Raw genomic sequence first — 14,133 nt, 5'->3', positions numbered from 1 at the left:
GCCACGCTCGTCCCGGTGCGTCGATCGCAATCGGGGACGCCGAAGAAAGGGTGGCATGTGTGTGTTAGAGTTCGCCGACGGCTTTGCAATCACTGGCGAATGGCGCCGTATCATGACGGGTCGCCTGACGAACTGCCAGAGGAACGGAAATTACAGGTGGGAATGGAGCTCGTACCGGGCAATGATGGAAGGTGGCGTTCTCAGCGCGGAAATCGCAGCTGAAGAGCTGTCATGAAGCCTCAATATCGCTCATCGCTCGTTGTTGTCCTCTTCGTAAGCCGACCAGTCGTCTTCGGGAGCATAGTACTCGGCCGCATCGTACACTTGCGTCTTCTTGTAGCGATCACTTAGGCCAACTACCGCAAGGCGCGACAGCCCACTAATTTTCAAGCCGCATGCCACGCACTCGAATTGATTTGGAAGATATTCCTGGGTTTCGACAATTTCACCATCATCGAGCTTCTGCGTGGGAGGTGCACATGGTTCGCCGATTACGAGTGCCGTAGAGGCGCAGGAAGGACAGCCGATGCGGTGCCCGTTCTGACGCGTCGCCCATACTTTTGCTTGGGCCTGCAGTGCCGAACGTTCGTCCTGTGACTTGCCTTGCCATACCTTGCTGTGTGCCTCGACATCGCCCTTCACGGCTTTGGCGCTGTCGTCTGCCGCAGCATCAATGAGCTTTTGCGCAACCTTCGCCTCATCCTCTCCTAGAAAGTCGGCGAGCGTCGTGCCTATTGAAATCAGCAGGACGTTGCACGTCTGATAAAAGCGAGGCTGCCAGCTCGACCCCTTGATGCCGTCGAACGCCAAATCACCGGAGTGAAGCTCAGCGTTACGTCTGCCTGTGTGCACTACACCGAAGCTTTCATGCTCTTTGGTGAACTCGGGCAAGATCGCGGCGAGGCGTTTGAAGACCTCGGTAATCGCTATCGATTTCGGTGAGAATTTCTCTTCGAACGGGGTGAAACCGAGAGCGTAATAAAGGCTCGACCAACTGCGATCCGTTTCCGCAAGAAGTGCCGGGCTGACATTGGCGAGGGCGGCGCGGGCCAGGAATTCGAGGGCAAGGCTCGACCAAAGCGCATATTCCCACTCGTCGCTGTCATAGGTGCCCATATGCTGGATGTATCGCTCCGCCTTGGCGTAGAGCGCTTCCGTATCGAACGTCGATGGCGTTGACCCTGCTGAGATGATCTTTTTCAATTGAGTGCCCCCAAATATACGCGTTGAATGGATCGGTCCTCACGCCCGGGTGGAATAGGTGAGCGGGCATGCAGCATCCGCCAATTGTCGACTACGAGCGTGTCTCCGGGCAGGTGAAGGGCGATCTGCAGCGGCTCTGCCTTCGCGAGCCACTCGCGGATCGCGAGATCTGCGGTCTCGCCGATCCTGCTTGCAGGTGTCAGGAATATTTCATCCCACCTCAGAAGCTCATCACCGTTGGTGCAGGCCTCGTAAAGCCGCAGGAGCTCGAAGGCTCCGTTCCGTGGTCGGCGAGGCTTAAAGATAGCCCGGGCAAGAACATTGCGGCTGACAGCATCGGCCAGTTCGCGGCCATCCAGCAACAGTGTGGGGACATCGCGGTAGCCCACCTGGCAACGCAGGACGAGATAGCGGGGCGGTACGCGCCAATGGGCTAGATCGGTGTGAAATGGGAAGCGATCGAGCCCGAAGTTTCCGCTGTAGGTGTTTGGAGTCGCCGTCGCTCTAGGTTCGAGGGTCTGCACGAGACCGCCCTCCCAGGGCGTTAATGGAGTTCCCAGTGCATTCGCGACGTCGATAATGCTCAGTTTCGGCTCAAATCGAGAGAACAGAGCAAACCCCCGAATTTTTATATCCTGCTTTAGTTCGAGGCCAATCACCTTAAGCAACCTCTCTGTAGAAAAGATTTTGTATCTTTGTGACGCTACAAACTTCTAGTTTCAAAATACAGCGGCGCTCGGCTCTTGCGCGGCCTAATTCAATGGCGTTTTCGGTGGCAATCTGACTGGACAGGCGGACATACTCGCGACCTTACCGACGCCATGCTATGGCGGGAGACATCAGCGACCGCCTCTCGCCTGTCGTTCCAGCGCTGCTCCAAGGTCCCAGCCTCGAATGTAGGCCTCTGTTCGGGTATGGATCTCGAACGAGCCATCACGGCCGTAAAGCTGCTTGGTTGCATATCTGGCAATGCTCGTATTCAACGCGGCGACCTGGTCGCGGCGATGTTCTCGCTGTGCAGGCTGTTGGACGAAAAGTCCGATCAGGGTAAGCTCTGGCGAGATCGTAAACATGACAATCGTATTTGTGAGGCCGAAGCCCGGCGAGAAAGGCCGTTGCACCCCGTCAACCCAATCGAGGATTACCGGATCGTCCGAGGTCGCGTAACTGCTACCCGGCGCAGCCGAAACGAAAGACCAACTCCTGCGCGCCAGTTGTTCGAGCGCGGTTGGAACCGCCTGAAGCTCCAGTCCAATCAGGTACGTCTGATCGATCGCAATCTTAAATAAGCCGCGAGCCACGATATCCTTCATCTCATCGTAGGTGATGTCGTCGCGGATCGGGGCACCATTCTCCCGCGCCTGCTTTATTGAGTCATCAAAGTGATCCTTGTCTTTCAACATCGTAGCCATCATGCGATGAGCGATTTGGAGATGAAATCCCTCGGTCATCGACCTGAAGCGCGGATTGCGCACAGCCACGTTCGCCATTAGCAGCATAATCGAGGAAAAATGGGCGCCCGAAGGAAAATCCTTGGCGCCAATAGCCTCGGCGAGATGCCCAGAAATTTCCCCCTCTATCTCGGCCATCCCGTCTTCGATATGATTGGGATCGAAACCTTCAACGTCGATGCGGAAAAAGTGGCGCCGGCTGCCAACGTTTCGGACCAATGTCTCGAACGACTTTCTCGTCGACTGATCGTAGCAAAAGACTTTGGCTTTTCGCCTGTCACAGCCGGCGCTGAAATTCCGCAGATAGAACTGAGGGATGAAGTGATGATTTGCCTTCTCTGCCATTATTTCCCGCAATGTTTGCAGACCCGCGGAGGTCTGACGTCGTCGATCACTGAGGATATCGCACCAAGTATCTGGATGACGAATGGCTCCGGCTCTTTGTGGTAAGTGACGTCTATGGCCGCCCAGATGAGGCCGATTGTCAGAAGCGCGTGCTCGCGGAGAGCAGTGTCCAGCTGTACTCGGCTTAGATCGGGGGCGCCTCCGTCGCTGGCATAAAGCGCTGCGTCCCTGAATCCTGCGCGTTTGTGGACATAGTCCACCATTGCCCGCTGATCGGGGAATCGGCTGGCGAACGCGTCATGGGCGGCGTCGGGAGATGGGTTCTCGCCGTCCTCATTGAAGGAAAACAGGTGTAGTCCTAACGGAGACACCACTTCCTTGCCCTCCAATTTAACCTTCGCCACAAGTTCATCGGCGACTGGATTGTGAGCGACTGCCAGCCCGATCTGTTCGGCATGGTCTGAGACCACCTGGGCATAGGACGCGACTACCACCTTCTGGGCGTGATCGCGAATATTCACCTTGCCAGCGTCCTGCCGGTAGCCGTTCGCCTTCGCTGCAGCGACAAAGCATGCCACCGCCTCCTCGGTCGCGTGTGTCGCACAGAAATAGGAGACGGTCGTGGATATATCCGCAATTCTCTGGGCTCTAACCAGATGGTTTCGAGCATTCACAGCGCACGACAACGCCCGGCCCGACAGCCGATCATAAACTTTTCGAGAGACCCAATCCGCAACCGGATGGTCGATTAAAGCCTTTACGACCACCAATTCCCTCCCGGTTGGTGACACAATCACGGTTTTGCTTCCTCCTCTTGAGCAAGCACGAGAGGAACGACGCCGCGGACAAAACCCCGGGATCGGCATTGGTCCAAGCAACGCAAACCGACACGACCGTTGATACCTGCCACAAAGACACGCGTAACCAAGTCACGGCGCCACATCCTTGCAGCGGATATTCGACATTTGACAAAATCGCGAGCGTGTTATTGCTTCTCGCTATGAACAAAGCAAGACCAACAAAAACAACGAATCCAATCCATTTCGAAGACCTTGATCCCAAGAGGTTCGAGGACTTGGTCCGTGAACTGCTTTATGACTTTCGGGATTGGCAAACGATTGAGGCTACTGGCAAGGGCGGCGACGATGGCGGCTTTGATGTCAGGGCATACGAGCGCGCCTCTACCGTTACCATTGATGAGGATGGTGACGAGGTTGTCCGTCCCATGGACGGCAATGTATGGATGATCCAATGCAAGCGCGAAAAAGCAATTCCGCCGAGCAAAATAAGATCGATTCTGGCGGACATCTCTCCAGATAATCCGCCCTACGGATATATCCTGGCGGCCGCGACAAACTTTTCAAAAAGGGCCTACGATACGTTCCGCGACGAGCTCACCAAGCTAGGCGTCCTAGAGTTCTACCTTTGGGGTAACGCGACACTCGAAACCGAGCTTCATCAACCCAAGAACGACAGAATTCTGTTCACTTTTTTTGGAATATCGAACGTTCTGCGGAGAAGATCACGCGCCACCGAAATCAGGTCCGAAGTCACAAACAAGAACCGGGTTGTGCGGGCGCTCGGAGACAGCCCCTCGCATTCTTGGATGTTGGTGCGAGACGCTCAGGACCGGCATTATCCATATGAAACCGAGTATGCGGACTTTGATGAGAGACCACGCTGGAAAGAATTTCAGGTCGTCGACCTTCATCCGCGCGGCGTAATCGTTATGCTGAAGCAGTGCTACGCGTACTTCAACGAGACAGAGAAAACCTTTGACTTCGCAGAGCCGCCCCTGGTGTTTCGGAACCCATACAGCAGAACGCACGACACGGAACTCGACCGGGAGGAGCGAGACAAGGTTGATCGCGTCAGGGACTATTGGGAACGATTGCCCCAGAAGAACCAGGCAATGTTTCATCTAAACGGCATCATTCGCTTTGAGGACATGCTCGTCATCGATGACAAGGGCGATAGCTGGATTAAGATCCCGCACATATTCATCGACTTCGTCGACGGCTCGCCGGTGTCCGGGAAGTTCGCCTATCTGGAAAAGGGACAGCTGCAGGTTCGGCTAGATGGCTTCTCGCGCAAGCCCGTCTTTCCAAAATCGTTTCCCGGCCCGGCATTCGGAGAAGTTTATGATAACGAAGGGATCGCTTTGCCCAGAGAAATCTGTGAGCAGTATGTGAACTTCCGCGGCGGCGACCTCGACAAACTGTTCGATGTTGACGGACGCTTTGCGCATCTAAAACCAAGCGACGTTGCTGTGGTTCGATTCGGACACAAAGACGACCGTTTCATCCAGATCACTCAACGGTACCAATTATCTGGCGAAGATCTGTTACGGGAGCACCCTGAGATGGTTTGGCGCGTGCAACAACACATCGGACGAGATCCGTTGCCGGATGATGTCATCCATATTCTTGAATGTCGAAGCTGCTACAAGCATCAATGGGAAGGCCGGCGTTAGCCCTTTCACCACGCCATGACTGCTTAGCGCAAATCTCGCGTTTCACCTTGATCTCATCTATATGGTCATAAGGATCGACGAAGTCCCCTCCCTTACCCTTTCGACGGCTGCTACCGCGGATCGGGTCCGTCGCCATGAGGGGCCTGGTCTCCCCGACCAAAGCGCAGCGGGAATGGTCCCCCCGGTTGCAGACGCTCAGCAGTTCGGCCGAGAGATCCGAGCCCTTCTGGACAACAACATGGACGACTTCGCCTTCGCACTGGATGCGGCCGCGCGGGTCGTCGGCATGCGGAGACCCAATAGTGATTTCCCTTCTACCCTTTCTCTTCGTCCAGGCACTACCTAGACGCGAGGTGGCATGTGCGCCTTGTCGAGGCGGCGATGAATGAGCGAGACAATCGTCAGGAGGTCCTCGGCATCCTCCTTAGACATCGTCCAATGGATTCGAGCGTCGTGAGCGGTCGGATTGCGGAACATTCCGAATGTGCCTCGAACGAGGTTGGCAAAGCCACTTTGCTCGCTGCGTTCGCTGATGGTGCTGCGCGGATTAATGGCAAGCAGGGGAGGCTCGCCACCAAGAGCGCGATCCACCAAGCCTGCACCATCGTCGGTGAGACCCGTTCGTGTCCGCATCTTGTCCGCAACGCTCTTCACCGCCTCTTGCACGGCGTGAAAATAGTTATCGGCGAGCAGTTCCGCCCGGCAGAACCTGAGGACGTCGGGATGAACGCCGCGACCTTCGAGATCGGCCCGGAGTTCGCGGGCTCGACGCTGGGCCTCGGGCAACGTTTGCGCCACCTCGGCGGTCTTGAGTTCGCCCGACTGGTCAACGACGAGACCGGCGAATGCCAAGGCTTGGTTGAGAAGCGCGCGCATGGGCTCGTAGCGCTCGGGCGCGCGAGTGTAGCGCGCCGGTTTCATCGCGAGCCGGATAAATTGAAGGACGTTGGTCCGGTTTTGCTTGGTGTTCTGGGCTTCGACGAAGGCGTTGTAAATTCTGACCCGCTTCGTCATCGGTCCAGGATCGATCATCTTGGTCGATGCAATGAGATGCTGGATCTCCGGCCCCGTCAGACCAGCCTCCGTGTCACCTAGTGCGCCGGCAATTGCCTCCAACTGGTCCTGCGAGAACAGCGCCATGTCTGTGCCACCTCGCGCTACTAGTACCGGAACCCAAGCAGACTGCCGCTTGGGTCGGTGTCCGTGAGACGCACACGGACCAAGGATTCAAAATCGAAATCAGCAGAAAAGTCCTTTAGCGGGACCATGTCGGTATTGAGCGTGCAGATATATTGAAACCCGTATTTCTCGGCCATTGCAGAAGCCAGTTCGAGCGCATGGGCTCGCTGACGGGGGTCCACGCCATCAAAGATGGTGCTGTCGTGAATGAGGAAGTCGATCCCCAGACCTCGTTGGCGAGCAAACGAGATGAGCGTCAGATCATAGCAGAAGATCTTCATTTTGCTGATGCCTTCGCTCGGGCTACCCGCGATCTCGACGTCGAACTTGTATCCCGTGTCATCGATGTCGATCACGAGCCGGCCAGGTGATTTGTAAAGGCTCTCTGAAAACTCCGAAAAGAGGCTCAATGCCTGCGACCAGACTGCGCGCCGTTCCTCGTAATCGAGGGTGGTTGCGCGTTTCAACTCCACCGTTTCGACTTTGATCGTGTCCACCTTAGTCGTCATCTGCCGCAACTGAGTGATACGATTGGTAAGCTCGTCGACCTTGAGCCGTGTGGCGGCATGAAGGTCCTGCAACTGGGTGAGTTCTTCAAGCGCGCCCTGTCCAGCAAGCGCGTTGAGATATCCAGCCCGCCGTTCGGTCAGCGCGACAATCTGGAGATCTCGCTCGACGATCGCTCCTTCAAGTGCGGACACTTCCGCGGCGATGAACTCGCGTCTGTTGGTGATGATCTTGGCGTTGAAAGCGCGCGCATCGTCGAGCGTCTTCACAACGGCGCCTGGCAGGGCAACACCAGCTTCTGCGTAGAGGGCTTCCAGGCGGTCGTCAGTGGGCGCGTCCTCGCCTACAACTGAATCCCGATATCGTTCAAGGCGTCGCTTGTCGACGATGTTGGCGTTGACCAAGTGGTGGAGGTCTGCGGTGAGGCTGTTGGCCTGAGCCTCGATCTCTCGATATTGCGGCAGTACGCGGAAGTTGGAAAGGGCTTCGCGTTCCCGTTCCAATTGAGTCGACAGCCGCAGACGCTCGGCTTCCAGTTCGCCAAGCGATGCCAGTTCGCCGTCCACCGCGCCGGTCTTGATCGCTTGCTTGAGTGCATCGAGGGCATTTTTCTGATCCTTGAGCTGCTGCCAAGTTGCGGCCTTTTCCCAGCTAAGGCCAAGCAGGAAGGCGTTGTGAACCTGGATGTCCCAAGTCTTCTGGTTGTCAAAATACTTGAACGGGGTATTGTACGCTGCGGCTTGGTTACGCACAAAATAGGATAGCAGAGATCGTGCGGAAGGCTTGTAGCCGGTTTCGGATGCCTGTTCGCTTATTCCGAACAACGCCCAAGCGAGCACCGCGCGCCACTTCTTCGTGTCGAGACCGGGAACACCATCCTTGTTCGGTGTTGGCTTGATCGGCCAATCAGCGATTTTCCCCTCAATTGCGAAAAAGCCGGGTGCATCGGTAGCTCGCGTAATTGAAACATCGTTGCCGGCAAGCGTCATTTCGAGCGTGAAGGCCCAGCCTTGAAGGGCCTCTACACGAAGGCCCTTGGCCGGTGGGGTGTTATTACCGAGGCAAAAATCGATGATCTCAATAAGCGTCGACTTGCCGAGCGCGTTGGTCGTGTCCTTGTCGCCTGCGGACTTGGATCGATCAGCCAAGATAAGGTTGACACCGGCTTTGAAGACGACGGTGTGAAAACCCTTCTTGTTGGCGCGGATGGATCGGATCATGGCACCGCCCTCACGATCAGGCCGTTCTTCATTTCGATGGCACCGATCATATAGAGAAGGTTCGATGCGAGCACGAAGCGCTCGAACGTGCCTACATTGGGCTCGGCGCGGAGGCGCTCCCAAAGGCCTGAGACAGTCATGGGGGCTTGCAGGTGGGCAAGCACCGTCGCGCCCACGCCTAGGAGGGCTTCGTTCTGCGGAATGTGTTTGGTTGGCAGAATCATTTTTCGAACACGTCGCAGATTTCGAACAGGTAGATCAGGACTGCAATTCCAGCAGTCTTGTCGGCTTGGCTGCGCAGTCCGCGTTGAGCGAACACGCACATGAGCTCGAAAAGCTCGTCGCCCTTATGCCCCTCCTTGCGCTGCTTGAAATACTCCTCAAGGAAGCCCGCCTTGAGGCGCTCGGGGAAGTCTGGATCCAACTGCGCTTCCGCCTCGACATAGTCTGCAACGGTGTCGCGCGACATCAGCCCAGCGGCGATGATGCGACGGGCTCCGTTCGAGAGCGCATTCTTCTTGATTTTCTCGTCAGGCGCAGTGAGGTCGAAGGACCCGTTGGATGCGGGAGCTTGGTTCGAAACCCATGACACGGCGTTTTGCAGTTCCGGGAAAGCCACATCCGCGAAGGCCTCTTCCATCGCTTGCCGGACCTGCTTTTCGTGAGTGCCTTTGAGGTCCAAGAGCATTTCCGTCGGCCAGTCGGCCGAAACCTTGTCGATGATTGTGTGGTGGTCGGTGCAGAGGTACAGAAGGTTGTCAACGTGATCGCGCTCGGCGTCGGTCATCGAGGCGTCGTAGCGCGCCGCGCCTGACTTCTCGCCCCTGATATGCGCCGCTTCACCGACATAGGTGTCGTCTCCGGATTTGGCGTCATAGGTCAGATGCTTGCCGCATTTCGGGATTGCGCAAACCCCACCACTCCGAAAGGCCAAGATGATTCTGGTTGGATAACTAGCGCCCACGGCCGTTGCCCATCTGCGCGCGAGAACGTGATTTTCGCACCGGCCGCTGCGGCGCAACCGTAACATCGCCCAAATGATGAATAAGCAAAGCCGGCCGACGCGGCAGTTTAACCGTCAATTCCAATTCCCCCCCAATGGCTTCTACATAGCTCCGAAGCGTCGACAAGTACATGTCCGCCTGCTTTTCGATCTTTGAAACAGATGGCTGCTTGATGTTGAGGGCTGTCGCAATCTCGGCTTGAGCCTTTCCAGCGATCTGTCGCAGCTCACGGAGCCCTTCCACTTCCTGCTTGAGGTCCTGATAGCGCGCTTCGATCGCCTCCTGTTCGTCCGCAGGAAGGTCGGCGATGATATCGTTCAGGCTCCGAGCCATGTCACTTTCCCTTCTTTTCAGTTTTCAGGCTCTCCAAATGTTTTGAGAACCTGAAATCCGCTTTTGCGATCATACGACGATAGAACAGCTTCTGACCTGCGCCGGATTTGTCCCCTGCGACGAGTAGAATTGCTCGTCGCTGTGGATCGAAGGCGAATGCTGCGCGCCATTCGCCGTCGGCTGCTTCAAAGCGCAACTCCTTCATATTGGAGTGTTTTGATCCTTTAAGCGTGTCGGCATAGGGCCGGCCAAGTTGCGGTCCGTAATCGGACAGCAACTTAGTGACGGCAATCAAGGCGATACGAACATCCCGCTCATAGGTCAAAACCTCTGCTTCGAAGGCTGCGTGGAATTGGACTTCCCACATTATATAGCCTCCAAGCTATGAGGCGTCAACGGGAAGCACCCGCGGAGCGACAGGTGAGACCGAGGTCGAGCGACGGCAACTGTCTGCCCAGGCGTCTAGGTCGGCGACAGCATAGCGGATGTAGCGACCGAACTTGTAGAAGGCGGGGCCGGTATCCAAGGAGCGATAGCAGGCGAGCGTATGCGGCTCAAGCGCCAGATACTTCGCGGCCGCTGCCGTATCGACGAAACGGACAGGGCCTGCTTCGTCCACAAGAACAGCACGCGTGAGAAGCTGAGCAGATGGCCACTTAGCCCGATTATTTGGACGTACCATGGGGCGTTCCTTTCTGATTTTCTTGGGGTGTTTGCAGAACTGTCGGATAGGGCTTATCCGGCAGACTCCGTCTCCTCGACGCGTCGCCTCCCCGGCGGAACCGCGCGGTTGTCCCCTGCCCGATGCCTGAACGGGCGATAGTTCCCGAGCTTTGTCCTGGAGGTGTACTTACCGTCCTCGAGGCCGGGAGGAGGAACTGGTTGCTGGGCCTCCGGGGCCGCCACAACCGGTGCAACTCCCTCCTCTTTAAGGTAGCTTTCGAAGGGGTCGACCGGGGACGGGATGATGGCACCGCTACCGGTGACGGTGCGCCGATTTGCTGCGACTGCGTCGGCAGCCGATCGGACAGGATCGTCTTCTGTATGGACGTAACGCATGAACTGAGTGACGGTCTTGTGCGCGGTCAACGCCATCCCGACCTTGATTGGCGCTCCAGAGTTGGCGATGTCGGTGGCAGCGCGGTGGCGAATGCCATGTGTGCCGACATGAGGGACGCCGGCACGCTGTAAAATGCGCCGCCATGCCTGCGAATAGGTATTGTCTGTCATACGTACCGAGAGATCGAAGATCGATGGGCAGACAAAGGGCGATTCGTCGAAGCGCGGAGCTTCGCTCAAGAGCCGATGCGCCTCTGCACCGAGAGGTTTGGTCATGCCGCCAGTTTTGCTGTCGGGCCATGTCACCTTGCGCTGCTCGAGATCAATCCATGTCCATTCGAGAGAGAGGACCTCGGACTTGCGGGCAGCAAATTCAAACTGCAGGCGGATTGCGAGGAGAATGAAAGGATGCTCGAGGCCTTCGCGATCTGCTCGATCGAGATAAGCATATAGCTTTCGCATCTCTTCGTCGGTGATGAAGCGTGTGGATCCCTTTTCCGTGTATTTTTGGACATGGCGGCAGGGGTTGGAGCCATCAGGCCGGTACCCCCAGAGTTCGGCGAGGTTGAACATCTTGCGCAAGAGAGCAAGCGTTCGGTTGGCGATGACCGGTCGATCGGCCAGGGCGGTCATGAACTCCGAGATGTTGGCGCGCGTGACCTCGTGAACTTTCAACCGCCCTAGGCGCGGAACAATATGGTTCTTGATATTTGTCTCGTTCCCTTCGACGGTTCTCGGTTTGTTGTGCAGCGTCGAATACTCGTCGATGAACTTAGTGCACATCTCCTTCATGGTCGGCGCGGCACGAGCCGCGGTCTTCTCGGCGCCGGGATCGCGTCCCTGTCGTACTTCGGCAAGCCAATCCCGAGCGAGGTTGCGTGCCTGATCGACAGTCAACTCGCCAAACCGACCCAGGGCGGGTTTCCGGCGGATACCGGAATTGGTCATGTATTGCAGCATGAAGATCTTGCCGCCGGCCGGCGTGACTTTCAGCAGGAAGCCGGGTACGATCGTATCCCGGAGTTCGTAGTCGCGATCTTTCGTAGCAGCGGCGTCAACCACCGTCTTGGTCAGCTTGATTTTGGCCATCTATCGTCTCCAACACACAAGGTTCTGGGAGCCGAATAGGGGCATTCAGAGGGACGGCTCCCGGCGATTGCCGGAAAGCATGGAGCATTTTGAAAACCATAAAGATCAAGCTAAATCGTTGATCGTAGTAGGTTTTCGCATTTGCGGATACATAACGGCGGGGCTGAGATTAGCCGTTCTTTGCGGGCTCAAAATGCGGTTCCGAAAGGAGTGCTGGTTCGATCCCGGCTTGGGGTACCATTTCCAAAAGCGCATTGATTTCTCTAGGCTTTGCCCCGCACGGGCCAGTGAATTCTCCAATGGCTTCAAGCCGCCGACAAGCTCACGAAACTTTGCTTGCGCGCTCCCGAGTATTACCGGGCTTTCATTTGCCAGATGCGGCGGACTCGATTAGACGAATCCCGTTACACCCCGTGAGGACTGGCGACTTAATTTCGCCATCACGCCCGCCTTTTTGAAAGCCCGTCCGGGATATCTGCTTCTTCGCGAAGTTTGAGGAAAACAACATGGCCAATGCGACCACCGCCGACAATAGCCGCACGCTCGCCGCTCTCGGCGTTACGGCGGGAATGATCTTCACCGTCGGCTCCGCCCTCGGTTTCCAGCATATTGGCGGTTATACGCCCTGCGCGCTGTGCCTGCTGCAGCGCGATCCCTACTATTACGCCATTCCGCTGGGCATATTGGCCATTGCGACCAGCATCTTCAAATTGCCGGTTCAGATCACCCGGCTGCTTCTTGCCCTTATCGGCGTGGCGATGCTGATCGGCGCCGGGCTCGGCGTTTATCATGCCGGTGTGGAATGGGGTTTCTGGGAAGGGCCGATCACCTGCGCCACCGGGGCGCCTTCCATCACCACCAATGCCGGCGATCTGCTGGGCAATCTGAACGCTATCAAGGCGCCTTCCTGCAACGACGCCGCTTTGCGGGTGCTCGGCCTTTCCTTCGCGGGCTGGAATGTCATCGCAAGCGTTGCACTTGCGGCAGTCGCCTTTTTTGGCGCGAGCCGTAAAAGCCGGTAAGCGGAAAACCGCGTTGCAGTCCTCGAAAGATCAGGGCTGCAGTTCGGTATCCCAGTAAAGATAGTCCATCCAGCTTTCGTGCAGATAATTGGGCGGGAACAGCCGCCCGTTATTGTGCAAATCCTGAACCGTCGGCTGGAAGGGCTTCTGAGCCGGGAACATGCCTGCCTGCTTGGGAAGCTTGCTGCCTTTTTTAAGGTTGCAGGGAGAGCACGCCGCAACGACATTGTGCCAGGTGGTTTCACCGCCATGCGCGCGGGGAATCACATGGTCGAAGGTCAATTCGTCCCGCGTGCCGCAATACTGGCATTCGAACTTGTCCCGAAGGAAAACGTTGAAGCGGGTGAAGGCGGGGTTGCGGGTGGGCTGCACATAGGTCTTGAGGCTGACGACACTCGGCAGCCGCATGGAAAAGCTGGGGGACGACACCGCGTGATCATATTCTGCAATGATGTTCACACGGTCTAGAAAGACGGCCTTGATCGCGTCCTGCCAGGACCATAACGACAAGGGATAATAACTCAGTGGCCTGTAGTCTGCGTTCAGAACGAGCGCCGGCAGGGCCTGTGGTGAAACTGCAATCGTCAAGGGCTTCTCCTGAGCGATTCGGCATCTGCACTTGTATATTAGGTCCGTTGTTACAGGATTGTGAAGCCTATAAATGCAGCGGCGAAGAGCTTAATTTTTGAGCCGTAGAATGGCCTTTTTCGCATTCCTGACGATCGAACGGCACGGTGACACCTCCTGGCGTTGTGACACCGCTGGCCGATGCTGCAGGAAGGCGATTCGGGCCTTTGCCAGGCACAAATCCTTCTCACACCGGATGCACTATCGGTGATATGATTACCCCCCGACGGACGACTGGAAAATCAATGCGCGCCGGGCATGGCAAATGTGCGGCGGCGGCATTCATCATTTCCGTCAATGGAGGAACGGTCATGAGATTGGGCAGGCAGCAAGCGGCAGCATTGCGGGGCGGCCTGGCGGCCGGCGTCCTGACCGCCCTCATCTGCCTCTCCGCGGGCGCCCATGCCCAGCAGTATCAGAATTTCGAAGTAACGCCGGATGGCCGCGGCGGGGCGCAGGGAACGATCGGCGGGCGCAATTTCGAAGTTTACCGAAATTACGACCGGCCGCCGGCAAACCGCGCCTCCCCCGAGACCCGGCGTGAACTCAGGCGGACTGTCCCGCAGCAAACCTGTATTGTCGACACCGAGGGGCGAACCCGCTGCAGGTGAGTGCGAACCC

At 56.9% G+C, this 14,133-nt stretch carries 16 protein-coding genes; 3 read left to right on the top strand and 13 right to left on the bottom strand.

The genetic code is table 11. The annotated features are described in order from the left end of the window. Positions 1–249: 249 nt before the first annotated feature. The 4 genes from ACQZ60_RS14490 to ACQZ60_RS14475 form a co-directional block, all read right to left on the bottom strand. The gene (locus ACQZ60_RS14490) at positions 250–1,203 is read right to left on the bottom strand and encodes a hypothetical protein (protein WP_153315305.1); all 954 of its coding nucleotides are present in this window, start codon (positions 1,201–1,203) and stop codon (positions 250–252) included. Next, on the bottom strand, positions 1,200–1,862 hold the full coding sequence (locus ACQZ60_RS14485; RefSeq protein WP_336507955.1) for a Fe(II)-2OG oxygenase family protein: 663 nt from the start codon (positions 1,860–1,862) through the stop codon (positions 1,200–1,202). The genes ACQZ60_RS14490 and ACQZ60_RS14485 overlap by 4 nt, the downstream gene beginning before the upstream one ends. Before the next feature lie 180 nt (positions 1,863–2,042). Beyond that, a complete protein-coding gene (locus ACQZ60_RS14480; RefSeq protein ID WP_448735498.1) occupies positions 2,043–2,999 on the bottom strand; it encodes a DUF4238 domain-containing protein in 957 nt (318 codons plus the stop codon). Further along, the gene (locus ACQZ60_RS14475; RefSeq protein ID WP_153315299.1) at positions 2,999–3,766 is read right to left on the bottom strand and encodes a hypothetical protein; all 768 of its coding nucleotides are present in this window, start codon (positions 3,764–3,766) and stop codon (positions 2,999–3,001) included. Before ACQZ60_RS14475 ends, ACQZ60_RS14480 begins: the two co-directional genes overlap by 1 nt. Positions 3,767–3,864: 98 nt before the next feature. On the opposite strand from ACQZ60_RS14475, the gene ACQZ60_RS14470 reads away from it, so the two are divergent. After that, positions 3,865–5,472 (top strand): restriction endonuclease, encoded by a 1,608-nt coding sequence (locus ACQZ60_RS14470; RefSeq protein WP_153315297.1) that lies wholly within the window; start codon positions 3,865–3,867, stop codon positions 5,470–5,472. Positions 5,473–5,814: 342 nt separating this feature from the next. Here ACQZ60_RS14470 and ACQZ60_RS14465 read toward each other — a convergent pair whose 3' ends face one another. From ACQZ60_RS14465 to ACQZ60_RS14430, 8 genes are read right to left on the bottom strand one after another with little or no spacing between them, the layout of a single operon-like run. Beyond that, positions 5,815–6,612, bottom strand: coding sequence for a TIGR02391 family protein (locus ACQZ60_RS14465; RefSeq protein WP_149622359.1), 798 nt, complete (start codon positions 6,610–6,612; stop codon positions 5,815–5,817). Positions 6,613–6,632: 20 nt separating this feature from the next. After that, a complete protein-coding gene (locus ACQZ60_RS14460) occupies positions 6,633–8,378 on the bottom strand; it encodes a DUF2326 domain-containing protein (RefSeq protein WP_149622358.1) in 1,746 nt (581 codons plus the stop codon). Next, on the bottom strand, positions 8,375–8,602 hold the full coding sequence (locus ACQZ60_RS14455) for an ABC-three component system middle component 6 (protein WP_149622357.1): 228 nt from the start codon (positions 8,600–8,602) through the stop codon (positions 8,375–8,377). Before ACQZ60_RS14455 ends, ACQZ60_RS14460 begins: the two co-directional genes overlap by 4 nt. Continuing rightward, the gene (locus ACQZ60_RS14450; protein ID WP_236762488.1) at positions 8,599–9,312 is read right to left on the bottom strand and encodes an HNH endonuclease; all 714 of its coding nucleotides are present in this window, start codon (positions 9,310–9,312) and stop codon (positions 8,599–8,601) included. The genes ACQZ60_RS14455 and ACQZ60_RS14450 overlap by 4 nt, the downstream gene beginning before the upstream one ends. A 19-nt stretch (positions 9,313–9,331) precedes the next feature. Further along, positions 9,332–9,715: an XRE family transcriptional regulator gene (locus ACQZ60_RS14445; RefSeq protein WP_112346480.1), complete on the bottom strand. Its 384-nt coding sequence runs from the start codon at positions 9,713–9,715 to the stop codon at positions 9,332–9,334. Position 9,716: 1 nt separating this feature from the next. Beyond that, entirely contained in the window at positions 9,717–10,082 is a 366-nt protein-coding gene (locus tag ACQZ60_RS14440) for a type II toxin-antitoxin system RelE/ParE family toxin (RefSeq protein ID WP_153315292.1), read from the bottom strand. 15 nt (positions 10,083–10,097) lie between these two features. Next, on the bottom strand, positions 10,098–10,397 hold the full coding sequence (locus ACQZ60_RS14435) for a MerR family transcriptional regulator (RefSeq protein ID WP_188110309.1): 300 nt from the start codon (positions 10,395–10,397) through the stop codon (positions 10,098–10,100). 53 nt (positions 10,398–10,450) lie between these two features. Further along, the gene (locus tag ACQZ60_RS14430) at positions 10,451–11,863 is read right to left on the bottom strand and encodes a tyrosine-type recombinase/integrase (RefSeq protein WP_149622354.1); all 1,413 of its coding nucleotides are present in this window, start codon (positions 11,861–11,863) and stop codon (positions 10,451–10,453) included. Between the two features lie 506 nt (positions 11,864–12,369). Here ACQZ60_RS14430 and ACQZ60_RS14425 point away from each other — a divergent pair. Further along, entirely contained in the window at positions 12,370–12,885 is a 516-nt protein-coding gene (locus ACQZ60_RS14425; RefSeq protein ID WP_035264342.1) for a disulfide bond formation protein B, read from the top strand. 30 nt (positions 12,886–12,915) lie between these two features. Here the strand turns inward: ACQZ60_RS14425 and ACQZ60_RS14420 are convergent, their stop codons facing one another. Further along, positions 12,916–13,473: an HNH endonuclease gene (locus tag ACQZ60_RS14420; RefSeq protein ID WP_003585610.1), complete on the bottom strand. Its 558-nt coding sequence runs from the start codon at positions 13,471–13,473 to the stop codon at positions 12,916–12,918. Between the two features lie 284 nt (positions 13,474–13,757). On the opposite strand from ACQZ60_RS14420, the gene ACQZ60_RS14415 reads away from it, so the two are divergent. Next, positions 13,758–14,123, top strand: a complete 366-nt coding sequence (locus ACQZ60_RS14415) for a hypothetical protein (RefSeq protein ID WP_448735497.1) — start codon at positions 13,758–13,760, stop codon at positions 14,121–14,123. Positions 14,124–14,133: the final 10 nt, after the last annotated feature.

Source organism: Agrobacterium sp. 22-223-1, assembly GCF_053522385.1.
This window is presented reverse-complemented; position numbering and strand designations above follow the sequence as displayed.

Coding starts and splice junctions, on each gene's coding strand:
- ACQZ60_RS14435 (WP_188110309.1), bottom strand. CDS start 10,397: ATGGTACGTCCAAATAATCGGGCTAAGTGGCCATCTGCTCAGCTTCTC.
- ACQZ60_RS14455 (WP_149622357.1), bottom strand. CDS start 8,602: ATGATTCTGCCAACCAAACACATTCCGCAGAACGAAGCCCTCCTAGGC.
- ACQZ60_RS14425 (WP_035264342.1), top strand. CDS start 12,370: ATGGCCAATGCGACCACCGCCGACAATAGCCGCACGCTCGCCGCTCTC.
- ACQZ60_RS14445 (WP_112346480.1), bottom strand. CDS start 9,715: ATGGCTCGGAGCCTGAACGATATCATCGCCGACCTTCCTGCGGACGAA.
- ACQZ60_RS14480 (WP_448735498.1), bottom strand. CDS start 2,999: ATGGCAGAGAAGGCAAATCATCACTTCATCCCTCAGTTCTATCTGCGG.
- ACQZ60_RS14440 (WP_153315292.1), bottom strand. CDS start 10,082: ATGTGGGAAGTCCAATTCCACGCAGCCTTCGAAGCAGAGGTTTTGACC.
- ACQZ60_RS14460 (WP_149622358.1), bottom strand. CDS start 8,378: ATGATCCGATCCATCCGCGCCAACAAGAAGGGTTTTCACACCGTCGTC.
- ACQZ60_RS14415 (WP_448735497.1), top strand. CDS start 13,758: ATGCGCGCCGGGCATGGCAAATGTGCGGCGGCGGCATTCATCATTTCC.
- ACQZ60_RS14430 (WP_149622354.1), bottom strand. CDS start 11,863: ATGGCCAAAATCAAGCTGACCAAGACGGTGGTTGACGCCGCTGCTACG.
- ACQZ60_RS14465 (WP_149622359.1), bottom strand. CDS start 6,612: ATGGCGCTGTTCTCGCAGGACCAGTTGGAGGCAATTGCCGGCGCACTA.